Origin of the sequence: Massilia sp. TWR1-2-2, from assembly GCF_049897565.1 — a bacterium.
In the GTDB taxonomy this organism is placed as follows: domain Bacteria; phylum Pseudomonadota; class Gammaproteobacteria; order Burkholderiales; family Burkholderiaceae_D; genus JAFCUW01.
Genome location: NZ_JAFCWM010000002.1, coordinates 275876 through 296425 on the forward strand (window position 1 = coordinate 275876; position 20550 = coordinate 296425).

General features: G+C 62.3%; 22 protein-coding genes and 1 tRNA gene. 7 read left to right on the top strand and 16 right to left on the bottom strand.

Annotated features, from left to right (window positions below):
* Positions 1 to 46 precede the first annotated feature (46 nt).
* Both argB and ACP7DD_RS03200 read left to right on the top strand, forming a co-directional pair.
* Positions 47 to 973: an acetylglutamate kinase gene (gene argB, locus ACP7DD_RS03195; RefSeq protein ID WP_426173258.1), complete on the top strand. Its 927-nt coding sequence runs from the start codon at positions 47 to 49 to the stop codon at positions 971 to 973.
* Between the two features lie 59 nt (positions 974 to 1032).
* Positions 1033 to 1107 (top strand) — tRNA-Thr (locus ACP7DD_RS03200).
* 15 nt (positions 1108 to 1122) lie between these two features.
* Here ACP7DD_RS03200 and ACP7DD_RS03205 read toward each other — a convergent pair.
* Positions 1123 to 2001 carry a TraB/GumN family protein gene (locus ACP7DD_RS03205; RefSeq protein WP_426173259.1) on the bottom strand — a complete coding sequence of 293 codons (879 nt, stop codon included), beginning with the start codon at positions 1999 to 2001 and terminating at the stop codon, positions 1123 to 1125.
* Between the two features lie 28 nt (positions 2002 to 2029).
* On the opposite strand from ACP7DD_RS03205, the gene ACP7DD_RS03210 reads away from it, so the two are divergent.
* From ACP7DD_RS03210 to pabB, 3 genes are read left to right on the top strand one after another with little or no spacing between them, the layout of a single operon-like run.
* Positions 2030 to 2764: a pyrimidine 5'-nucleotidase gene (locus ACP7DD_RS03210; RefSeq protein ID WP_426173260.1), complete on the top strand. Its 735-nt coding sequence runs from the start codon at positions 2030 to 2032 to the stop codon at positions 2762 to 2764.
* A gap of 38 nt (positions 2765 to 2802) precedes the next feature.
* On the top strand, positions 2803 to 3381 hold the full coding sequence (slmA, locus tag ACP7DD_RS03215) for a nucleoid occlusion factor SlmA (protein ID WP_426173261.1): 579 nt from the start codon (positions 2803 to 2805) through the stop codon (positions 3379 to 3381).
* Between the two features lie 17 nt (positions 3382 to 3398).
* Positions 3399 to 5219, top strand: coding sequence for an aminodeoxychorismate synthase component I (gene pabB, locus ACP7DD_RS03220; protein WP_426173262.1), 1821 nt, complete (start codon positions 3399 to 3401; stop codon positions 5217 to 5219).
* 790 nt (positions 5220 to 6009) lie between these two features.
* Here the strand turns inward: pabB and ACP7DD_RS03225 are convergent.
* Entirely contained in the window at positions 6010 to 6606 is a 597-nt protein-coding gene (locus ACP7DD_RS03225) for a glutathione peroxidase (protein ID WP_426173263.1), read from the bottom strand.
* Between the two features lie 161 nt (positions 6607 to 6767).
* Between ACP7DD_RS03225 and ACP7DD_RS03230 the strand changes: the two genes are divergently transcribed.
* Positions 6768 to 8144 carry an HD-GYP domain-containing protein gene (locus ACP7DD_RS03230; RefSeq protein WP_426173264.1) on the top strand — a complete coding sequence of 459 codons (1377 nt, stop codon included), beginning with the start codon at positions 6768 to 6770 and terminating at the stop codon, positions 8142 to 8144.
* A gap of 72 nt (positions 8145 to 8216) precedes the next feature.
* On the opposite strand, the gene ACP7DD_RS03235 is transcribed toward ACP7DD_RS03230, so the two are convergent.
* Positions 8217 to 9047: a PPK2 family polyphosphate kinase gene (locus ACP7DD_RS03235; protein WP_426173265.1), complete on the bottom strand. Its 831-nt coding sequence runs from the start codon at positions 9045 to 9047 to the stop codon at positions 8217 to 8219.
* Complete coding sequence (locus ACP7DD_RS03240; RefSeq protein ID WP_426173266.1) at positions 9044 to 9481, bottom strand: CoA-binding protein; 438 nt, start codon at positions 9479 to 9481, stop codon at positions 9044 to 9046. The genes ACP7DD_RS03235 and ACP7DD_RS03240 overlap by 4 nt, the downstream gene beginning before the upstream one ends.
* Before the next feature lie 144 nt (positions 9482 to 9625).
* On the opposite strand from ACP7DD_RS03240, the gene ACP7DD_RS03245 reads away from it, so the two are divergent.
* The gene (locus ACP7DD_RS03245) at positions 9626 to 10240 is read left to right on the top strand and encodes a peptidoglycan recognition protein family protein (RefSeq protein ID WP_426173267.1); all 615 of its coding nucleotides are present in this window, start codon (positions 9626 to 9628) and stop codon (positions 10238 to 10240) included.
* A gap of 91 nt (positions 10241 to 10331) precedes the next feature.
* Here ACP7DD_RS03245 and ACP7DD_RS03250 read toward each other — a convergent pair whose 3' ends face one another.
* The 12 genes from ACP7DD_RS03250 to ACP7DD_RS03305 all read right to left on the bottom strand — a co-directional run bounded on the left by ACP7DD_RS03250 (position 10332) and on the right by ACP7DD_RS03305 (position 20494).
* The gene (locus ACP7DD_RS03250) at positions 10332 to 11384 is read right to left on the bottom strand and encodes a S41 family peptidase (RefSeq protein ID WP_426173268.1); all 1053 of its coding nucleotides are present in this window, start codon (positions 11382 to 11384) and stop codon (positions 10332 to 10334) included.
* A 112-nt stretch (positions 11385 to 11496) separates the two neighbouring features.
* Complete coding sequence (locus ACP7DD_RS03255; RefSeq protein WP_426173269.1) at positions 11497 to 11919, bottom strand: F0F1 ATP synthase subunit epsilon; 423 nt, start codon at positions 11917 to 11919, stop codon at positions 11497 to 11499.
* A 30-nt stretch (positions 11920 to 11949) separates the two neighbouring features.
* Positions 11950 to 13350, bottom strand: a complete 1401-nt coding sequence (atpD, locus tag ACP7DD_RS03260) for a F0F1 ATP synthase subunit beta (protein WP_099786686.1) — start codon at positions 13348 to 13350, stop codon at positions 11950 to 11952.
* A gap of 32 nt (positions 13351 to 13382) precedes the next feature.
* The gene (gene atpG / locus ACP7DD_RS03265) at positions 13383 to 14258 is read right to left on the bottom strand and encodes a F0F1 ATP synthase subunit gamma (RefSeq protein ID WP_099786685.1); all 876 of its coding nucleotides are present in this window, start codon (positions 14256 to 14258) and stop codon (positions 13383 to 13385) included.
* A 58-nt stretch (positions 14259 to 14316) separates the two neighbouring features.
* A complete protein-coding gene (gene atpA / locus ACP7DD_RS03270) occupies positions 14317 to 15858 on the bottom strand; it encodes a F0F1 ATP synthase subunit alpha (RefSeq protein WP_099786684.1) in 1542 nt (513 codons plus the stop codon).
* A gap of 65 nt (positions 15859 to 15923) precedes the next feature.
* Positions 15924 to 16457, bottom strand: a complete 534-nt coding sequence (locus ACP7DD_RS03275; protein WP_426173270.1) for a F0F1 ATP synthase subunit delta — start codon at positions 16455 to 16457, stop codon at positions 15924 to 15926.
* 2 nt (positions 16458 to 16459) lie between these two features.
* Positions 16460 to 16930, bottom strand: a complete 471-nt coding sequence (locus ACP7DD_RS03280) for a F0F1 ATP synthase subunit B (RefSeq protein WP_426173271.1) — start codon at positions 16928 to 16930, stop codon at positions 16460 to 16462.
* A 71-nt stretch (positions 16931 to 17001) separates the two neighbouring features.
* Entirely contained in the window at positions 17002 to 17244 is a 243-nt protein-coding gene (gene atpE / locus ACP7DD_RS03285) for a F0F1 ATP synthase subunit C (RefSeq protein WP_099786681.1), read from the bottom strand.
* 76 nt (positions 17245 to 17320) lie between these two features.
* A complete protein-coding gene (atpB, locus tag ACP7DD_RS03290) occupies positions 17321 to 18202 on the bottom strand; it encodes a F0F1 ATP synthase subunit A (RefSeq protein WP_426173272.1) in 882 nt (293 codons plus the stop codon).
* A complete protein-coding gene (locus ACP7DD_RS03295; RefSeq protein WP_426173273.1) occupies positions 18199 to 18537 on the bottom strand; it encodes an ATP synthase subunit I in 339 nt (112 codons plus the stop codon). Before ACP7DD_RS03295 ends, atpB begins: the two co-directional genes overlap by 4 nt.
* A 228-nt stretch (positions 18538 to 18765) precedes the next feature.
* Positions 18766 to 19650, bottom strand: a complete 885-nt coding sequence (locus ACP7DD_RS03300; RefSeq protein ID WP_426173274.1) for a ParB/RepB/Spo0J family partition protein — start codon at positions 19648 to 19650, stop codon at positions 18766 to 18768.
* A 73-nt stretch (positions 19651 to 19723) separates the two neighbouring features.
* Positions 19724 to 20494: a ParA family protein gene (locus tag ACP7DD_RS03305; RefSeq protein WP_426173275.1), complete on the bottom strand. Its 771-nt coding sequence runs from the start codon at positions 20492 to 20494 to the stop codon at positions 19724 to 19726.
* Positions 20495 to 20550: the final 56 nt, after the last annotated feature.

Sequence of the window (20550 nt, forward strand, 5' to 3'; positions counted from 1 at the left end):
ACCCGCTTGTTCCTGTAAAATCTCGTCAAATTCATTTGGACCCGCCATGACCGCTGCCATTCCCAAGCTTCCTACCGACCTTCAAGATGACCTGACCAAGGTATCGCCGCAAATCAAGGCGCAAATCCTGGCGGAAGCGCTGCCGTATATCCGTAACTTCCACGGCAAGACGATCGTCATCAAATACGGCGGCAACGCCATGACGGACGAGCGCCTCAAGCACGGCTTCGCGCGCGACGTCATCCTGCTCAAGCTGGTCGGCATGAATCCGGTCGTGGTGCACGGCGGCGGCCCGCAGATCGATAATGCGCTCAAGAAAATCGGCAAGCAAGGCACCTTTGTGCAAGGCATGCGCATCACCGACGAAGAGACCATGGAAGTGGTCGAGTGGGTGCTGGGCGGCGAAGTGCAGCAGGATATCGTCATGCTGATCAATCACTACGGCGGCCAGGCAGTCGGCCTGACCGGCAAGGACGGCGGCCTGATCCGCGCGCGCAAGATGTCGATGCCGGACCGCGAAAAGCCGGGCGAGTTCCTCGACATCGGCTTTGTCGGCGAAATCGACGCCATCAACCCGGCGGTGGTGAAGGCGCTGCAGGACGACGCCTTCATCCCGATCATCTCGCCGATCGGTTTCGGCCAGGATGGCCAGGCGTACAACATCAACGCCGACGTCGTCGCCGGAAAAATCGCGGAAATCCTGAAGGCCGAAAAGCTGATCATGATGACCAACATCGCCGGCGTGCAGGACAAGAAAGGCAACCTCGTGACGGACTTGTCGGCGCGCGAAATCGACGAGATGTTTGCCGACGGCACCATCTCCGGCGGCATGCTGCCGAAGATTTCATCGGCGCTGGACGCGGCCAAGTCGGGCGTGAATACGGTACACATCATCGACGGGCGCATCGAGCACTCGTTGCTGCTCGAAGTCTTGACCGAACAGGCATTTGGCACTATGATCCGGTCGCACTAACTTTTTTGGTGACGCAATGCTCGGCAAGCCGAGCAACTTCCTGCGCCACCAATGCAGTCGCCCTTTTAGCTCAGTGGTAGAGCACTCCCTTGGTAAGGGAGAGGCCACGTGTTCAATCCACGTAAAGGGCACCACTTCCGCGCAGCACCTCAGTACACCCGCTCCACCGTCAATCCCCTCGCACGCAACAGCTCAGGCACGCTGCCTTTGCCGATCAGGTGCAGCAATCCGATCGCCGCCACCGCCTTGTTTTCCCGCTCCAGCAATTGCGCCAGCTTGTCGGCCATGCCGACGTTGCGCCCGGCCAGCAGCACGTCGCGCGTGAAGCGGCCGGAAAAGGTCGCATCGGTGTCAAGGCGCAGCGCCAGCGCGTCGAGCGCGGCCCGGTCGGCGTTGCGCCAGGCGTCGGTGAGCTGGGTGATCTCGGCGCGGTGCTTGCCCGATTCGATCAGCGTGACCGCGTCCTCCAGGTAGCGCAACTGCTCGGCCTCGGTCAGCTTGTTGAACAGCGCCATCTGGCTACCCGCCGATTCGAGTCCCACCACTTTCGCCTTGCCGGCGCGCGCCAGCGTGGCCAGGTGCGCGTCCACGCCAAGATCGACGCGGAAGCCCTGCACGCCAAATTCGTGCACCGCCAGCACGATCGCCACTACCCACGGCTTCAGCGGCGCCAGCGCGGCCGGATCCATGCCCGCCTTTTGCAGCAGCGGCGCCAAGCGCGCCGCCAGTGGCGGCGGCAGCGGCTTGCCCGGGCTGGCCAGGCCGTAGTCGCGCATCGCCGCGGCCGCTTCCGCCGGCGCCATCGCCGGGTCGATTTCCAGCGCCAGCGTCGCCGCTTCCGCCACCGCCTGCGTGATGCGCGGCTCGAGCGGATAGAATTCGGCCACGCCCAGATGGATGGTGCCGAACAAGTGCATCGTGTGTCCCTTGCCGGTCACCTTGAACAGCGCGCCGCGGTCGGCGCCGAACGCCGCACCGCAGGCCAGATAGAACAGGCTGAAGAAGACCACTATAATCTGACGTCTCATCGCATTCTTTGTTGACATTTTAATAAAGTTGCCCGTGCCAAATCATAACCCGTCGGCGCCCCTGTGGCTGTTCGATCTTGACAACACGCTGCATGACGCATCGCATGCGATCTTCCCCTTGATCAGCGCGAACATGAACACCTACATCGCTCGCGTGCTCGGCGACGTCGACACGCCGGCGACGATGGAGCAGGTCAACGCGGCGCGCCTGGGCTACTGGAAGCGCTACGGCGCCACCCTGCTCGGCATGATCCGCCACCACGAGGTCAAGGCTGCCCACTTCCTGGCCGAGACGCACGACCTGGCCGACCTGGCGCAGATGATCCGCGCCGAACGGGGGCTGGCGCGCATGCTGCGCAGCCTCCCGGGCCGCAAGATCCTGCTGACGAACGCGCCGACCGTGTACTCGCGCGACGTCATGCGCCACCTCGGCTTGCAGCGCCACTTCAGCCACCACATCGCCATCGAGAACATGCACGTGCACGGCCAGCTGCGGCCGAAGCCGTCGAAGCTGATGCTGCGCCGCCTGCTGCGCCGGCACGGCGTTGCGGCGCACCGCTGCATCCTGGTCGAGGACACGCTGGCGAACCTGCGCACCGCGCGCCAGCTCGGCGTGCGCACGGTGTGGATCACGCAGTACCTGCGCATCAGTGATCCGATCGGCACCGCGCCGCTGCCGCGGATGCTAAAACGCCCCGCTTACGTCGATGTCAAAGTAAAATCTGTCCGACAGCTGCCCGCCCGCCTGCACCAGCTGCGCTGATCCGATTCAGTCCAACCCTCCACCTTGATCGAGAACACATGGCAAGCACCAAGCCGGGTCAGCGCAAACTGCAAATCCTCCAGGCCCTGGCCGGAATGCTCGAGCAGCCGAAAGGCGAAAAGATCACCACCGCTGCGCTGGCGGCGCGGCTCGACGTGTCGGAAGCGGCGCTGTACCGCCACTTCGCCAGCAAGGCGCAGATGTTCGAGGGCCTGATCGAATTCATCGAGTCGAGCGTGTTCGGCCTGATCAACCAGATCGCCGAACGCGAAGAGGGCGGCGTCGACCAGGCTCGCGCGATCCTGCAGATGCTGCTCGGTTTTGCGGCGAACAACCCGGGCATGACGCGCGTGCTGATCGGCGACGCGCTGGTCAATGAGGACGACCGCCTGCAGCTGCGCATGAACCAGTTCTACGACAAGGTCGAGCTGGCGTGCAAGCAGTCGCTGCGCCTGGCCGTCACCCAGGGCCACGGCGCCGAAGCCGATGTCACCGCGCGCGCCAGCCTGCTGGTGAGCTACGTGGTGGGCCGCTGGCACCGCTACGCCAAGAGCGGCTTCAAGCAAAATCCGACCGAAGGCACTACCGTGCAGATCGCGCTGCTGCTTGCGGCCTGAAGCGCCTTTCGTACCGCATGAACACTGCAGACTGTTACGCCCTGCTTGACGACGCCAGCGACTCGGCGGCCGCGCTCTCGCGCCTGTACACGGAATACGCCGGCACCCTCGCCTGCGCCGACGCGGCGCAATGGCCGCAGCTGCTGGCCGACATGCAGGACGCGCTTGGCCGCGGCCTGCACGCAGTGGCGCTGCTGACGTACGAACTTGGTGGCCACCTGCTCGGCACCGGCGCGCACCCGGTGGCCGGGCCGCTGGCGCAGGTGCTGCTGTTCGAGCGCTGCGAGCACCTGTCGCAGCCGCAGGTGGCTGCGTGGCTGGCCGCGCGTGCCGATCACGGCGCAGGCCCTGCCGGCATCGGCGCCGTGCGCGCCAACGTCGACGAAGCGCAGTTCACCGACGCGCTGGCGCGCATCCACGCGTATATCGAGGCCGGCGACACCTACCAGGTCAACTACACCTACCGGCTGCGCTTCGACGCCTTCGGCTCGCTGCCGGCGATGTACGAGCGACTGCGCGCACGCCAGCCGGTGCCGTACGGCGCGCTGATCGCCCTGCCCGGCGGCGACGCGGTGCTGTCCCTGTCGCCCGAGCTGTTCGTGTGCCACGCCGGCGGCGAACTGCTGGCGCGGCCGATGAAAGGCACCGCGCCCGCCGGTGACGACGACGTCGACAACGCGCAGCGCGCGCGCGCGCTGGCGGCCGACAGCAAGAACCGCGCAGAAAACCTGATGATCGTCGACCTGCTGCGCAACGACCTGGGACGGGTGGCGGTGACCGGCAGCGTGGCCGTGCCGGCGCTGTTCGACGTCAAGCGCTACAGCAGCGTGCTGCAGATGACGTCGACGGTGACGGCCAGGCTGCGCCCCGATGCCACGCTGGCCGGCATCTTCGCCGCGCTCTACCCGTGCGGCTCGATCACCGGCGCGCCGAAGCGGCGCACGATGGAGATCATCCGCGAACTGGAGCCGGCGCCGCGCGGCATCTATACCGGCGCAATCGGCTGGTTCGATCCGCCCGCGGGCGGCGCGGCGATCGGCGACTTTTGCCTGTCGGTGCCGATCCGCACGCTGGCGCTGCAGCCGGAAACGGGCGGCGTGCGCGCCGGCGAAATGGGCGTCGGCGCGGGCATCGTGTTCGACAGCGACGCCGCCGATGAATACGCCGAGTGCCGGCTGAAGGCGCGCTTCCTCACCGGGCTGGAAAACCAGTTCGAGCTGTTCGAGACGCTGCGCGCCAGCCGCGACGAAGGCTGCCGCCACCAGGAACTGCACCTGGCGCGGATGGCGGCATCGGCGCGCTATTTTGACTTTGCCTTCGATGGAGGCGCGGCCGTGGCCGCGCTTGACGCGGCTTGCGCCGCCTTTGCGCCGGAGCTGCGCTACCGGCTGCGCCTCGCGCTTGGCGCCGACGGCCAGTTCGCCGTCCAGAGCGCGCCGCTGGCGCCGATCGCCGAACCGGTCGGCCTGCTGCTGGCCGACGATGCGACGGTGGCCGACGACCTGTTCCTGCGTCACAAGACCAGCATCCGTTCGCGCTACGACGCCGGCTGGCGCGCCGCCGAGCAGCAAGGCGGCTTCGACACGCTGTTCTTCAACCAGCGCGGCGAGCTGGCCGAGGGTGGCCGTTCGAATGTGTTTGTGCGTATCGGCGGGCGCTGGGTCACGCCGCCGCTGGCGAGTGGCGTGCTGGCGGGGGTGATGCGTGGAGTGCTGCTGTCGGCGCCGGCGTGGAATGCACACGAAGGCATCATTACGCGCGCCATGCTGGAAGAGGCGGACGACATCGTCGTCTGCAACGCGCTGCGCGGACCGCTGCGCGCTTACCTGATGTGTTAAGCGGACGGAAACGCAGCGCCGTTTCAGACCGATAGCCTTTGAGTCGACGGTCTTGCGAATCCCCCGGGGTCAGTGCCGACAATCGGACACGAACTCGGCACTAATCGACATCACGCCCTGCATTTGCGGATGCGAATCCCCCGGGGTCAGTGCCGACAATCGGACACGAACTCGGCACTAATCGACATCACGCCCTGCATTTGCGGATGGGGCCGTGTCCGAATGTCGGCACTGACCCCGGGTTTTATCGTGTTTGCTTAAGAGAATCTCGGCACTTGCCCCACCTTACCGGCGATCTCGGGAACCTAGACGAAGGCCAAGATGGAACTGCTGCGCTACCTCGACAACACTTTTCTGACCCGGACCCAGCTGTTAGAGGCCACAGGAATCGATGCCACCGCGCCGGCGGGGCTGGCGGGCATGCCGAAACCATCCTACCGGCGGAGACTTGATGTCGGGTGCGACTCATTTTTCGGGGCGCACGCGGAGCAGCACCAGGTCGATTACCGTGCCAGCGGCTATTCTTCTTGGATCGGGACCCTGCTGGCGCTGTGCGCCGAAACCGATGGGCGCCCGTCCGATCCGAGCAGTGCCCGTCACCGAGGACTTGCGAATCCCCCAGCGAATCCCCGAGGGTCAGTGCCGACAATCGAATCCCCGAGGGTCAGTGCCGACAATCGGACACGAACCCGGCACTAATCGTCAGCGCACCCGCACCACGGATGGGGCCGTGTCCGAATGTCGGCACTGACCCCATTTTAGAGGTGGAGCAAGAGAGCGCTCACTGCGATTAGCCGGCCAGCGCCTGCTCGATCTTGGTCACCATCTGCTTGTCTTCCGGCGTGACCTTGCTCGGGAAGTATTCCAGCACCTTGCCGTCGCGGCCGATCAGGTACTTGGTGAAATTCCACTTCGGTTCCTTGCCGGTCTGCTTGATCAGGCTCGCATGCAGCGGATTGGCGGCAGCGCCGGTTACCGACGATTTCGAGAACATCGGGAACTTGACGCCATAGGTGTTGTAGCAGAAGTCGGCGATCGCTTTCGAGTTGCCCGGTTCCTGCTTGCCGAAGTCGTTCGACGGGAAGCCGAGCACCACCAGCCCCTGCTTGCCGTACTTGGCGTACATCTTCTCGAGCCCCTCGTACTGGTTGGTAAAACCGCAATAGCTTGCCGTGTTCACAACCAGCACTACCTTGCCGGCGTACTGGCACAGGTTCTGCGGCGCCTCGTCCTGCAGCCGGTTAAAGGTTTGATTCAGGATGGCAGGACAGGCTGGCGCCGGCGCCGCGGCGGGCGCTGCGGCAGGGCCCTGGGCCAGAACGGCGCCGGACGAAACCGACAGCAAGGCAGCCGACAGGGACAGCAGGGCAATCGAGGTCTTGGACATGGTTTTTCCATACGGTAGGCAAGCGGGAATTCATTCTATGTCAATTTGGCAGCGCGCGCCCGCGCAACGGGTGTGTTGATCGAATGCACGGAAAAAGCGATGTCGGTGATGCTGCACGGCAATATTTGGTATGATCGCTCATCACATAAGGAACTTGCCCCATGTCGGACATCCGCCTCAACACTGCCGTCAGCACGCACTTCCTGGACAAACTGGTCCGGTTGGCACGCGCCAGGCCGGTGACTGCCACGCAGGAGATCGTCGACATGCACGGGGTCACGCTGGTGGCGCGCGGCAACCACCTCGGCGACGAGCATTTCGACGTTTTGCGCGGCGCGAAGCTGAAAAAGACGATCGAATCGTCGCTGCGGGTGGACGACGCGGTCGACACCGGCCTGGTCGTCAGCACCGCCAAGCGCGTGCTCGACACCAGCGCGCCGATCAACCGCATCCTGCTCGCCACCGGCGGCGGCGGCGCCACGCCGCTGGCGCACCTGGCACGCATCGAGTTCAGCGAGCCCATGCGGATGCTGCTGACGCTGGCCCAGCACGACAACCCGCACGCACTCGAACACGGCATCAGCGTCAGCCTGCTGTCGCTGTGCATGGCCAGGAAGCTGAAACTGTCGGACGACGAGCAGCATGTCGCCGTGCTGGCCGGACTGCTGCACGATATTGGCGAGCTGTATATCGCGCCGGCATGGCTCGAACCGGGCAAGCGCCTGCTGCCGCGCGAGTGGGCACACCTGGTGAATCATCCGCGCCTGGGCCAGATACTGGTCAGCGAGCTGGCGTCGTACCCGCCGGCGGTGGGCCGCGCGGTGGCCGAACACCACGAGCGCAGCAACGGCACCGGCTATCCGCGGCAGTCGTCCGGCAAGCACATCAGCGCGCCCGGACAGGCGGTGGCGGTGGCGGAGATGATCGCCGGCGTGCTGGGCAAGGACAACCCGCTCGAGCGCGCCGAGCTGGCGCTCAAGCTGGTGCCTGGCGAGCATGCGCGCGAGCTGGTATCGGCCATTTCGGGCGCGCTCAAGCTCGAATCGAACTACCACGCTGCCGCGCACGACGAGACGCTGGGACGCGAAGACACGCGGCGGCTGTTCCGGCGCATCTGCGCGGTACTCGACCTCGGCGAAGAGATGGTGGACGGCCCTGGCGCCAAGTCGCCGCACTCGCGCGAACTGCTGGAGCAGGCGCTCGAACGCATCCTGACCATCCAGCGCGCCTTCGTCAGCACGGGACTGGACGCCTACCTGAACGCCAATCACGGACTGGTGGAGGCGCCGGACGGCAAGCTGATGTTTGAAAAGGCTGTCGCCACGCGCGAGATCCAGTGGCGCCTGCGCGACATCGCGCGCGACCTGGCGCTGCACACGGCGCGTTCGCCGGACGAGAAGATGGTGTTCGCCAGCCTGATCGAACTGCTCGACGACGACTCCGACCGCGCGCTGACGCATGAAGCGCAAGTGGCGGTGCCGAAGCTGGCGGCGCTGTCGCAGAAATCGTTCGCCGGCAGCCTGCCGTATGCGAGCTGATGCGTTCGCAGCCGCGCGAGAAAACCATCGCCAAAACTACTTACAGTGTTCGCAGAATCCGGCCAGGTCGGATTACTCGATTTTCAGTTTCGCCATCTCGGCGTCGAACTTGGGGAAACTCAACTTCAGGTCTTCGAGGATTTCGAGCAGCAAGGTCGAAATCAGCAGGTTGCGGTGCGTTTTCGAATTGGCCGGAATCACGTACCACGGCGCGTGGTCAGTATCGGTCGCGACAATGGCACGCTGGTACGCCTGCTGGTACTCATCCCACTTCTTGCGCTGCACGACGTCGTTCGGATCGAACTTCCATTGTTTGTCGGGATCGATCAACCGCTCTTCCAGCCGCTTACGCTGCTCGTCCTTGGAAATGTGCAGGAATACCTTGACGATGATGGTGCCCGACTCGGCCAGCATGCGCTCGAAATCGAGGATCTGGGCGTAGCGCCGTTTGCACTCTTTCTCATCGATCATGCCCTGCACCACGGTAATCAGCACGTCCTCGTAATGGCTGCGGTTGAACATGACGATCTCGCCCGCCACCGGCACGTGCGGGTGGATGCGCCACAGGAAATCGTGCGCCAGCTCGGTGCTGGTCGGCGCCTTGAAGCCGACCGCGCGCAGACCCATCGGATTGATGCCATTGAACAGCGCGGTGATGGTGCCGTCCTTGCCCGACGTATCCATCCCCTGCAGCACCAGCAGCAACTTGTGCGAGCGCTGCGCGTACAGCATCTCTTGCAGGCGCGCGATCTGGCCGGTGAGCTCGGTGGTCTGATCGCGCTCTTGTTGCTTGGTCTCGCCCTTGCTGTCGCCACTGTTGCCGTCGCGCAGAGGCTTGTCGTCGGCATCGTCCTCGCGCACCTTGAAATTTTTACCGGCGCGGAAACGTTCGCCCGCTTTCACGGTTGCTCCGTGGCGGCGTCCAGCGCTTTGCGCTCGATTTTCATGCAGCGGTTCATCACCACGTCGAGCCCGGCGGAAGAGACCATGTCGGCCGCCGCCTGGTTTTCGATGCCAAGCTGCATCCACAAGCAGCTGGCGCGAATCGCGATGGCGTCACGCGCGATCTCCGGGATCTCTTCGGATTTGCGGAAGCAGTCGACGACGTCGATCCGCAGGCCCTCGGCGCCGAGCGCGGTGGCGGCATCGCGCAGGTTGGCATACACCGGCTCGCCAAGAATCTGCTGGCCGGCGCAGGTCGGGTTGACCGGCACGATGCGGTAGCCGTGGCCTTGCAAAAAGGCGGCTACTCCATGGCTGGCGCGCTCGGGCTTGGGCGACAGGCCGACCACGGCGATGGTGCGGGCGTCTTCGAGGATCTGGCGGATGGTCTTCATGGCGGGTAGATGGGTCAGTTGGGATGCCAGAAGCGTAACAGTTCGCCCGGGCGAATGTCGCCACAGTGCGGCGACGCCTGCGACGGCGTGGCTTTCCGGCGGCAAATGTGAAAAGATAGCGCTCTCAGCTATGGAGTGCGCGAAATGACATTGAAGACTTGCCTGGCCCACGCTTTGTTCGCCGCCGGCGCCGTGCTCGCCGGCACGGTGTCGGCACAGACGCTGACAGACGTCGAGCGGCGCATTGTGCCCGTTGCCCAATGGGGCGGCACGCCCGCCGACGCGGCGCTTGCGCGCAAGCACGAGATCACGCGCATCACGCTGCACCACCAGGGCGAGCCGTTCCCGCTCGGCAAAGACCCGGTGCAGTACCTGCGCAACCTGCAGACCTGGTCGCGCACGACCAAGCGCTGGCTCGACATTCCGTACCACTACATCATTGACCTGGACGGCAATATCTATGAGGGCCGCAAGATCGAATACGCAGGCGACACCAATACCGAATACAACCCGACCGGGCACGCGCTGATCGAAGTGGTGGGCAATTTCGAGGAAGTGCAGCCGAACCAGAAACAGCTCGACGCGACGGTCGACCTGATGGCGCTGCTGGCGGCGAAGCATAAGGTGTCGATCGACACGATCGCGGGGCACAAGGATCACTCGGCGAGCACGGTGTGCCCGGGCGCCAACCTGTACCACTATCTGCAGCATGGCTACTTCCGCCAAAAAGTCGCACTGCGCCTGGCCGCCGAGCAGTAGTAAATCCTCGCTACAACCGCTACCTTATAAACCGTCGTGTTCGCCAATGGCGAACACGACGGTTTTATGGCTAGCTATCAAATCAGATTAGCTACTTGCTGAGTTCTGCCAGACGCGCGCGCAGCAGTTGCGCCTTTTGCGGATCGCGCTCATCGGCGGCAAGCTTTGCCAGCGCCATCTTTTGGGCGCTGACCAGCGCATCGGCCGCAGCCACTTTCACATCCGGCGTGACGCCCGTGCCTTCCCAGTTGGTCTTGCTGATCGGGTTGATCGCCCTGCCGCTCGGCACGAACACGCTGAAATGGGGCGTCAGCTGCCGCATGCCGCCGGGATTGGCGCCGCCGCGCGTGGTCTCGCCGATCAATGTTGCGCGCTTGAGCTGTTGCAGGTTGTAGCTGAACTCTTCGGCGCCGGAAAAAGTGCGCGGGCCAGTCAGCACATAGACCGGCTTCTGCTGCCCATACTTTTTCCCTGGCACGTCTTCGGTTGTCCAGAACTCCTCGGTGCGCTCGCCTTCGCGCCAGTACAGATTGTTCAGGTGGGTGCGCTTGTCGAACAGATAGCTGCTGAGGAAGGCGATGCTGTCCGGGCTGCCACCACCATTGCCGCGCATGTCGATGATCAACGCGTCGCTGTCGGCCAGCTGCGTCATCGCCGCGCTGAGCGCCTTGTCGACGTACTTGACCGGGCCGAAGCCCTGCGTTTCCAGGTAGCCGATATTGCCGGGGAGTTTTTCCACTGTGCCGAGGCCGTAATTCATCGACTTGGCGCGCGCTCGAAAGCGCGCCTCGTCTTCGGCCGTGGGCGCCGGACGAGGGCCGGTTAGCCGCGGCGGCGCCGGCGTGTCGCTGTAGCGCACGTTCAGGTGAAGGTAGCCGCTGACGGCTTGCAGTTCGCTCGTCAGCAACACCGCGAGTCCCTGCGCGTCGGCCGCACGGTCATAATCGCCCCGTTTCTGCCTGGCGCGCAAGGCATCTTCTAGCTTGCCGGCAACTTCAGGAAAGACGTAGTAGGCGTTCAGCTCGCGGACCAGGTTGTCGATGAGCCGGGCACGGCTGGCGGCGTCGATGGCGGTTTGCGCCATGCCGGACGGCGCCTGCAACAACAGCACGGCCGCGATGCAGGAGGCGGAGAACTTGCGCATGCGGCTGACTTTCCATGGTTGCAATGGCGCCAACTATAAAGCATTCCAATATGCAGCATAGAAAATAAAAAAAGGCAGCCGAAGCTGCCTTTTCATTGATGCATGAGTTGCGTTACCGCGTCTTGCGCAGGCGGGCGATTGCCGCCAGCTGGGCGATCGCGGTGGCCAGCTCGGACTGCGCCTTGGCGTAGTCGATCTTCGATTCCTTGTTGACCAGCTGCTCTTCGGCCAGTTTCTTGGCTTCAATCGCTTTTGCTTCGTCAAGGTCGTGACCGCGGATCGCGGTATCGGCCAGAACCGTCACGCCGTTCGGCTGCACTTCCAGGATGCCGCCCGCGACGAAGACGAACTCTTCTTCTTCGCGGCCAACTACCTTGATCCGTACAGCACCCGGCCTGATGCGCGTGATCAGCGGGGTGTGCTTGGGATAAATCCCCAGCTCACCCGCTTCACCCGGCAACGCGACGAACTCGGCTTCGCCTGAAAAAATCAGGGACTCAGCCGATACAACGTCAACGTGAATTGTGTTTGCCATGTGTTGTCCTATCGGTGTGAAGGAGCGCGATTAACCGAGCTTCTTGGCTTTTTCGATTGCTTCTTCGATCGTGCCAACCATGTAGAACGCTTGCTCAGGCAGGTGGTCCAGTTCGCCCGATGCGATCATCTTGAAGCCCTTGATCGTGTCTTTCAGCGAAACGTACTTGCCCGGCGCGCCGGTAAACACTTCAGCAACGAAGAACGGCTGCGACAGGAAACGCTGCATCTTACGTGCGCGCGAAACCAGCAGCTTGTCTTCAGGAGCCAGCTCGTCCATACCCAGAATCGCGATAATGTCGCGCAATTCCTTGTAGCGCTGCAAGGTACCCTGGACAGCGCGCGCGGTATCGTAGTGTTCCTGGCCGACGACGAGCGGGTCAAGCTGGCGCGAGGTCGAGTCGAGCGGATCGACCGCAGGGTAGATACCCAGCGAGGCGATGTCACGCGACAGGGCAACGGTCGAGTCCAAGTGAGCAAAGGTGGTCGCTGGCGACGGATCGGTGTAATCGTCCGCCGGCACGTACACGGCCTGCACGGAGGTGATCGAACCGGTCTTGGTCGACGTGATGCGCTCTTGCAGACGGCCCATCTCTTCGGCCAGGGTAGGCTGGTAACCCACGGCCGATGGCATACGGCCCAGCAGTGCGGATACTTCGGTACCTGCCAGCGTGAAGCGGTAAATGTTGTCCACGAAGAACAGAACGTCTTTGCCTTCGTCACGGAACGACTCGGCGATCGTCAGGCCGGTCAGCGCGACGCGCAGACGGTTACCTGGCGGCTCGTTCATCTGGCCGTAGACCATCGCCACTTTCGAGTTCTCTGGATTCTCCAGATCGACAACCTTGGCATCAGCCATCTCGTGGTAGAAGTCGTTACCTTCACGAGTACGCTCACCGACACCGGCAAACACGGAAACACCCGAGTGCGCCTTTGCGATGTTGTTGATCAGTTCCATCATGTTGACGGTCTTGCCGACGCCGGCGCCGCCGAACAGGCCGACTTTACCGCCTTTGGCAAACGGGCACACCAGGTCGATCACCTTGATGCCGGTTTCCAGCAGCTCTTGCGATGGCGACAGTTCGTCGTATGCAGGAGCGACGCGGTGGATCGATGCGGTCTGCTCGTGCGAGACAGGGCCGCACTCGTCGATCGGATTGCCCAGCACGTCCAGAATGCGGCCCAAGGTCGCCTTACCGACCGGTACCATGATTGGCTTGCCGGTGTTCTGGATTGCCATGCCGCGACGCAGACCGTCGGAGGTACCCAGCGCAATGGTACGGACAATGCCGTCGCCGAGCTGCTGTTGTACTTCCAGGGTCAGTTCGGAGCCCGCCATTTTCAGTGCGTCAAAAACCTTAGGCATTGCGTTGCGTGGAAACTCAACGTCAACAACAGCGCCAATACACTGAACGATTTTGCCATCAGCCATGTTCGTTCCTTCTATATATATTTAAAAACGGGTTAGACCGCTGCCGCACCGGCGACGATCTCGGAGAGTTCTTTGGTAATCGCTGCCTGGCGGGTCTTGTTGTAGACCAGTTTCAGCTCGCCAATGACGCTGCCGGCATTGTCGCTTGCCGCCTTCATCGCGACCATTCGCGCCGATTGCTCGGATGCGAGGTTTTCGGCGACCGCCTGGTATACCAGCGCTTCTACATAGCGCACCAGCAGTTCATCGATCACGGTTTGCGCTTCCGGCTCGTAGATGTAGTCCCAAGAGTGGTTACCCTTGTCGCCTTCGAGCTTGTCAGCGGCCAGCGGCAGCAACTGCTCCACCATCGGCTCTTGCTTCATCGTGTTAATGAACTTGGTGTAGCACAGGTAGACGGCGTCGAGCTTGCCTTCCTGGTATTCGTCGAGCATGACCTTGACTGGCCCGATCAACTTTTCCAGGTGCGGCGTATCGCCAATCTGGACCGCGTGCGACACGACCCGGATACCTACCCGATTCAAAAAACCCAAACCCTTGTTGCCAATGGCAACGGCTTCAATCTTGTTGCCAGCTGTTTCCAGCTCGCGCGTTTTCTGCGTCATCATCCGCAGGATGTTGGTGTTCATGCCGCCGCACAGACCCTTGTCGGTCGTAACGACGATGAAGCCAACAGCCTTCGCCTCGACGTTCTTGGCTTGCGCCATGAACGGGTGCGTGTATTCCGGATTTGCAGAGGCAAGGTTGGCGGCGATATTACGAATCTTGTCACTGTAGGGACGGGCGGCCCGCATGCGATCCTGCGCCTTGCGCATTTTCGATGCGGCGACCATTTCCATCGCCTTGGTGATCTTCTTCGTATTCTCTACGCTCTTGATCTTGCCTCGTATCTCTTTGCCTGATGCCATGAGTCCTTACTCCTTTTGCGCTACCGGCGCCCCGTGCGGGCGACGCCGTTAAAGACAATTAATATGCGCCGGATTTCTTGAAGTCAGCAACAGCGGCAGCCATGGCAGCTTCGCCATCTTTGTCGAGCTGCTTGGTCTCTTCGATCTTGGACAGGAGCGCAGCTTGCTTGGTCTTCATGTAGCCGTGCAGGCCAGCCTCGAACGCCAGGACCTTCTTCACTTCGATGTCGTCGAAGTAGCCCTTGTTCACTGCGAACAGCGACACGGCCATCAGCGAGATCGACAGCGGCGAGTACTGCGCCTGCTTGAGCAGTTCGGTGACGCGCGCGCCGCGGTCGAGCTGCTTGCGGGTCGACTCGTCCAGATCCGATGCGAACTGCGCGAACGCAGCCAGTTCACGGTACTGCGCCAGGTCGGTACGGATACCGCCGGACAGGTTTTTGATGACCTTGGTCTGGGCGGCGCCACCGACGCGCGATACCGAGATACCCGCGTTAATCGCTGGACGGATGCCGGCGTTAAACAGCGAAGTGTCCAGGAAGATCTGGCCGTCGGTAATCGAAATGACGTTGGTCGGCACGAAGGCGGAAACGTCGCCAGCTTGCGTTTCAATGATCGGCAGTGCGGTCAGCGAACCGGTCTTGCCTTTGACGGCGCCGTTGGTGAACTTCTCGACATAGTCGGGGTTCACGCGTGCTGCGCGCTCGAGCAGGCGGCTGTGCAGGTAGAACACGTCGCCAGGATACGCTTCGCGGCCTGGTGGACGGCGCAGCAGCAGCGAGATCTGGCGATACGCAACAGCTTGCTTGGACAGGTCGTCGTAGACGATCAGTGCGTCTTCGCCGCGGTCGCGGAAGTATTCGCCCATGGCGCAACCCGAGTACGGGCTGATGTACTGCATCGCGGCCGACTCGGAAGCCGATGCGGCGACGACGATGGTGTACTCCATCGCGCCGTGCGTCTCGAGCGAGCGCACGATGTTCTTGATGGTCGATGCCTTCTGGCCGATCGCGACGTAGATGCACGTCATGTCCTGGCCCTTCTGGTTGATGATCGCATCGATCGCGACAGCCGACTTGCCGGTCTGGCGGTCACCAATGATCAGCTCGCGCTGGCCACGGCCGATCGGTACCATCGAGTCGATCGACTTCAGGCCGGTCTGCATAGGCTGCGACACGGACTGACGGGCGATTACGCCCGGGGCGATCTTTTCGATTGGCGCGGTCAGCTTGGCGTTGACAGGACCCTTGCCGTCGATCGGCTGGCCCAGCGCATTGACGACGCGGCCTTTCAGTTCAGGACCGATCGGCACTTCCAGAATACGGCCGGTGGTCTTGACGGTGTCGCCTTCCGAGATGTGCTCGTAAGCACCCAGAATCACGGCGCCGACCGAGTCGCGCTCGAGGTTCATCGCCAGGCCGAACGTGTTGCCCGGGAATTCCAGCATCTCGCCCTGCATCACGTCCGACAGACCGTGGATACGGCAGATGCCGTCGGCGACGGAGATAACCGTGCCTTGATTGCGAACTTCAGCGGAACCTTCGAGGCCCTGGATGCGGCTCTTGATCAGTTCGCTGATTTCAGATGGGTTAAGTTGCATGCTAACTCCTAATAGTTTCTTGATGCGTAGGGCAAGGGCGAGACGCCGGCGTGTGCGTTTGTTCGTTACGAAGCGAGCGCAACATGCATCTGTTGCAGCTTGGCGCGTACCGAAGTGTCGAGCACTTCATCGCCGACGACGACGCGCACACCACCGATCAGCGATGGATCCACTGTCACCGTTGGGTTGAGCTTGCGGCCAAATTTCTTTTCCAGCGTCGATACCAGTTGCGCGACCTGAGCGCCGTCGATCTCGAACGCGCTGGTGATGGCCGCGTCGGCGGCACCTTCCTGGGCGTTCTTGAGCACATGGAACTGCTCGCCGATTTCCGGCAACAGCGACACGCGACGGTTCTCGATCAGCACGTTGATGAAGTTTTTGGCTTCAGCCGGCATCGGCGAGCGCACCAGCGACAGCAACGTTTCGGCCACTTGTGGCGCCGTCACGTTGGGGTTGCGGGCAAAATCCTGGACGTCCGAATTGGCGCCGATGCGGGCCAATTCGGACACTAACTCGGACCAGGCGGCCATGTCGCCGGTTTGGGCGACACGGAACAACGCTTCGGCGTAAGGACGGGCGACGGTTGCGAGTTCGGCCATAATTACAGCTCGGTAGCCAGTTGCGACAGCAGGTCGGCGTGCGCCGTTGCGTTCACTTCGCGCTTGAGGATCTGCTCGGCGCCCTTGACGGCCAGTGCGGCAACCTGGGAACGCAGTTCTTCACGTGCCTTGGTCACTTGCTGATCGGCATCCGCTTTGGCTTGCGCAACAATGCGGCCAGCTTCAGCGGTAGCGTTTGCCTTGATTTCGTCGGCGACCATCTGGGCGCGCTTCTCGGCGTCAGCGATACGCTTCTGGCCTTCGTCACGTGCACCTGCCAGTTCGGTCTGGATGCGCTTCTCAGCGGCAACCATGGCCAGTTTGCCCTGGTCGGCCGCGGCCAGACCTTCAGCGATTTTCTTGGCTCGTGCGTCGAGTGCACCCACCACTGGCGGCCACACGAATTTCGCGATGACAAAGCACAGGATGAAAAACACAATGTACTGCACGAACATCGTTGCGTTTAAATTCACAGCAATTTCCTTCTCAGAATGACATATGCCGGACCGGCAAAATCGCTGGCCCGGCTATTGAGAATCAGCTATTAGGCAGGGAATGGGCTAGCGAACGCGAACATCATCGCGATACCAACACCGATCAGGAACGCCGCGTCAATCAGACCTGCCAGCAGGAACATCTTGGTTTGCAGAGTGTTCATCAGTTCAGGCTGACGAGCCGAAGCTTCGATGAACTTGCCGCCCATGATACCGATACCGATACATGCGCCGATCGCGCCCAAACCAATGATCAAACCGCAAGCCAAAGCTACAAAAGCGACGTTAGTCATGAAAACTCCTAAATATAAAAATTAAAAAATTGAAAATCGAGATACTGCAAACCTGCTTACTACCAATGCTGCGTTCTTAGTGACCTTCATGCGCCTGGCCGATATACACCAGCGTCAGCATCATGAAAATAAAAGCCTGCAACAACACGATCAGGATGTGGAAGATTGCCCATATCGAGCCGGCTGCGATATGCAAGCCGGACAACAACACGCTCTGAGTCGTGAAGCCTACCCACTGCGCGCCGAGCAGGGCGATCAACAGGAAGATCAGTTCGCCGGCAAACATGTTGCCGAACAGTCGCATAGCCAGCGACACCGTTTTTGCAGCGAATTCAATGAGGTTCAGGCCGAAGTTGAAGATCCACAGCGCTGGGTGGGCGCCGAATGGCGCGCAGAACAATTCGTGGATGAAGCCGCCGAGGCCCTTGATCTTGATGTTGTAGTACAGCATCAGGGTCAGCACGACGAGCGACATGCCAAAGGTGCCGTTCAGGTCGGCTGTCGGGACGGCGCGGAAGTACACTTCGTGGCCGTCGGCGCCGTGGATGCCCAGCAGCTTGAACAGGCCGGCGAAGGTATCGACGGGCAGGAAGTCCATCGAGTTCATCAGCAGCACCCAAACGAACACGGCCAGCGCGACCGGCGCGATGAACGAGCGGTTGCCGTGGACGATGGCTTTTGACTGGTCTTCGACCAGCTCGACGACGAATTCGACGGCGGCCTGGAAACGGGTCGGCACGCCGGCCGTCGCCCGGCGCGCGGCGAGGACGAGGAAGATGCAGGCCAGCGCGGCCAGGATCACCGACACGAGGATCGTGTCGTAGTGGATGATGCTGAAGTCGATGATGTCGACTTGTTTGGCCGACGCATTGTGGCCAAGGTGGTGAGTGATGTATTGGCCTGCGGTGACCGTGTGCTCGGCTGTTGGGGCTGCACCCGCTGCAATTTCAGTTGTCATTTCTGCCTAAACAATAAGATGATGTAACTTTTGAGTGCCACGATGAAGCCGCAAATCAGTGCGAGCCAGTTCAAATCGCGGTACAGCCAAGCGATGGCGGCCAGTAGCGCCAGCGTTAAAGCAATCTTTATAAATTCGCCGATCATGAACGACATCGGGTTTGCCGCGCCCCGCTTCGCGCTCGCAAACAGGCGCAACGCGAACAGGCCGTTCGGCACAACACAACATAATCCACCGAGCACCGCCGACAACATCGCAGCCTGCCCCCCGAGTAGTGCGGCGATGACGCCGGCGACCACGGTGGCCATCAATTGCAGGGAGACTATGCGCAACATTTTTTCTTCTTCGCGCAGGGCTTAAAAAGCTGTGGTGCGGGTGGCGGATTACGTGAATCAACGGGATTATAAGGTTTATGCAGATACGCGTCAAACGTTGCTGCACCTTGATGGAACCCAATCTTCATCAAAAACCACGGATGAACCATTGTGGTGCAGGCAACATTGCGTTGCGACGCAGCAACACCCACCCCGGGGTCAGTGCCGACACTGACCCCGCTTGAAAAATCAGGCGCGCAGGCGGGCAAGGACGCCGTCGAGGATGTCGAGGTCGGCAAAATCGATGATCATCTGGCCGCGACCCTTGGCGCCCATCTTGAACAGCACCGGCGTGGCCAACTTGTCCGACAGCTCTTCTTCCAGGCGCATGATGTCGCCCGACTTGTCCTTCTGCCGCGGTGCGGCCGGGTTGGCCGCCTCCTCGATCGTGCGGGTGACCAGCTTTTCGGTCTCGCGCACCGACAAGCGCTTCGCGACGACCTGGCTGGCCAGCGTGATCTGGCTGGCCGCGTCGACGGCCAGCAGCGCGCGTGCGTGGCCCATGTCGATGTCGCCGGCCATCAGCATGGTCTGAACGGGCTGGGCCAGGTTCATCAGGCGCAGCAGGTTCGACACGGCGCTGCGCGAACGGCCGACCGCGTTGGCGGCCTGCTCGTGGGTGAAATGGAAGTCGTCGATCAGGCGGTGGATGCCCTGCGCTTCTTCCAGCGGGTTGAGGTCTTCGCGCTGGATGTTCTCGATCAGCGCCATCGCCGCGGCGGCCTGGTCGTCGACGTCGCGTACCAGCACGGGAATCGTCTCGAGGCCCGCCAGCTGCGCGGCGCGGAAGCGGCGTTCGCCGGCGATGATCTCGTAGCGCATCGCGCCGTCCTGTTGGCCGACCGGGCGTACCAGCACCGGCTGCATCACGCCCTGCGCCTTGATCGACGCGGCCAGTTCGTTCAGCGCGCCTTCGTCCATGCGGGTGCGCGGCTGGTATTTACCGGCCTGCAGCTGCGCTACCGGCAATGACGATGGCGCGCCGGCGTCGGCCGGCTGCTGGGTGAAATCGCCGTCACCGCCGAGCAGTGCTTCGAGCCCGCGGCCGAGGCCCTTGAGTTTTTTGGTTGCCATGATTGTCTTCGTCAGTTTCGTGGTTACAACACCGGGGTCAGACCTAGGTCTGACCCTGGCGCTTGTGTAGTAGTTACATTGTCTTGATGCGTTCGACCATTTCGGCGCCGAACGCGATGTAGGCTTGCGCGCCCTTCGAGGCCGGATCGAAAACCACGCCCGGCACGCCGTACGACGGCGCTTCGGCCAGGCGCACGTTGCGCGGAATGATGGTCTTGAAGACCTTGTCGCCGAAGTGCTGCTCGAGCTGGGCCGAGACCTGCTGCGACAAGGTCATGCGCGGATCGAACATGACGCGCAACAGGCCGATGATCTTCAGGTCGTGGTTCAGGTTGGCGTGCACCTTCTTGATCGTGTTGACCAGGTCGGACAGGCCCTCGAGCGCGTAGTACTCGCACTGCATCGGGATGATGACGCCGTGCGCGGCGCACAGGCCGTTGAGCGTCAGCATCGACAGCGCCGGCGGGCAGTCGATCAGGATGAAATCGTATTCGCCGTCGACCGCGGCCAGCGCATCCTTCAGGCGCCGCTCGCGCTGGTCCAGTTCGACCATCTCGACTTCGGCGCCGGCCAGCTCGCGGTTCGACGGCAGCACGTCGAAGCGGCCCGACTCGGAGCGCTGGCGCGCGGTGGCGACATCGGCCTCTCCGAGCAGCACTTCGTAGGTCGACGCTTTCAGGCCAGCCTTGTTGATGCCGGCCCCCATCGTTGCATTGCCTTGCGGGTCGAGGTCGACCAGCAGTACCCGTTGATCGAGCTTGGCAAGTCCGGCGGACAGGTTGACGCTGGTGGTGGTCTTGCCTACCCCGCCCTTTTGGTTTGCTACGCAAAAAATCTTGGCCATGAACGCTCTTATAGTCGACGCAACGATATAGATTTATACCATTTATACTATAAAAA

What these genes read in the sequence shown, in the direction of transcription:
- argB (WP_426173258.1), top strand. Translation starts at nt 47, where the DNA reads ATGACCGCTGCCATTCCCAAGCTTCCTACCGACCTTCAAGATGACCTG.
- ACP7DD_RS03205 (WP_426173259.1), bottom strand. Translation starts at nt 2,001, where the DNA reads ATGAGACGTCAGATTATAGTGGTCTTCTTCAGCCTGTTCTATCTGGCC.
- slmA (WP_426173261.1), top strand. Translation starts at nt 2,803, where the DNA reads ATGGCAAGCACCAAGCCGGGTCAGCGCAAACTGCAAATCCTCCAGGCC.
- pabB (WP_426173262.1), top strand. Translation starts at nt 3,399, where the DNA reads ATGAACACTGCAGACTGTTACGCCCTGCTTGACGACGCCAGCGACTCG.
- ACP7DD_RS03225 (WP_426173263.1), bottom strand. Translation starts at nt 6,606, where the DNA reads ATGTCCAAGACCTCGATTGCCCTGCTGTCCCTGTCGGCTGCCTTGCTG.
- ACP7DD_RS03230 (WP_426173264.1), top strand. Translation starts at nt 6,768, where the DNA reads ATGTCGGACATCCGCCTCAACACTGCCGTCAGCACGCACTTCCTGGAC.
- ACP7DD_RS03240 (WP_426173266.1), bottom strand. Translation starts at nt 9,481, where the DNA reads ATGAAGACCATCCGCCAGATCCTCGAAGACGCCCGCACCATCGCCGTG.
- ACP7DD_RS03245 (WP_426173267.1), top strand. Translation starts at nt 9,626, where the DNA reads ATGACATTGAAGACTTGCCTGGCCCACGCTTTGTTCGCCGCCGGCGCC.
- ACP7DD_RS03250 (WP_426173268.1), bottom strand. Translation starts at nt 11,384, where the DNA reads ATGCGCAAGTTCTCCGCCTCCTGCATCGCGGCCGTGCTGTTGTTGCAG.
- ACP7DD_RS03255 (WP_426173269.1), bottom strand. Translation starts at nt 11,919, where the DNA reads ATGGCAAACACAATTCACGTTGACGTTGTATCGGCTGAGTCCCTGATT.
- atpD (WP_099786686.1), bottom strand. Translation starts at nt 13,350, where the DNA reads ATGGCTGATGGCAAAATCGTTCAGTGTATTGGCGCTGTTGTTGACGTT.
- atpG (WP_099786685.1), bottom strand. Translation starts at nt 14,258, where the DNA reads ATGGCATCAGGCAAAGAGATACGAGGCAAGATCAAGAGCGTAGAGAAT.
- atpA (WP_099786684.1), bottom strand. Translation starts at nt 15,858, where the DNA reads ATGCAACTTAACCCATCTGAAATCAGCGAACTGATCAAGAGCCGCATC.
- ACP7DD_RS03275 (WP_426173270.1), bottom strand. Translation starts at nt 16,457, where the DNA reads ATGGCCGAACTCGCAACCGTCGCCCGTCCTTACGCCGAAGCGTTGTTC.
- atpE (WP_099786681.1), bottom strand. Translation starts at nt 17,244, where the DNA reads ATGACTAACGTCGCTTTTGTAGCTTTGGCTTGCGGTTTGATCATTGGT.
- atpB (WP_426173272.1), bottom strand. Translation starts at nt 18,202, where the DNA reads ATGACAACTGAAATTGCAGCGGGTGCAGCCCCAACAGCCGAGCACACG.
- ACP7DD_RS03295 (WP_426173273.1), bottom strand. Translation starts at nt 18,537, where the DNA reads ATGTTGCGCATAGTCTCCCTGCAATTGATGGCCACCGTGGTCGCCGGC.
- ACP7DD_RS03300 (WP_426173274.1), bottom strand. Translation starts at nt 19,650, where the DNA reads ATGGCAACCAAAAAACTCAAGGGCCTCGGCCGCGGGCTCGAAGCACTG.
- ACP7DD_RS03305 (WP_426173275.1), bottom strand. Translation starts at nt 20,494, where the DNA reads ATGGCCAAGATTTTTTGCGTAGCAAACCAAAAGGGCGGGGTAGGCAAG.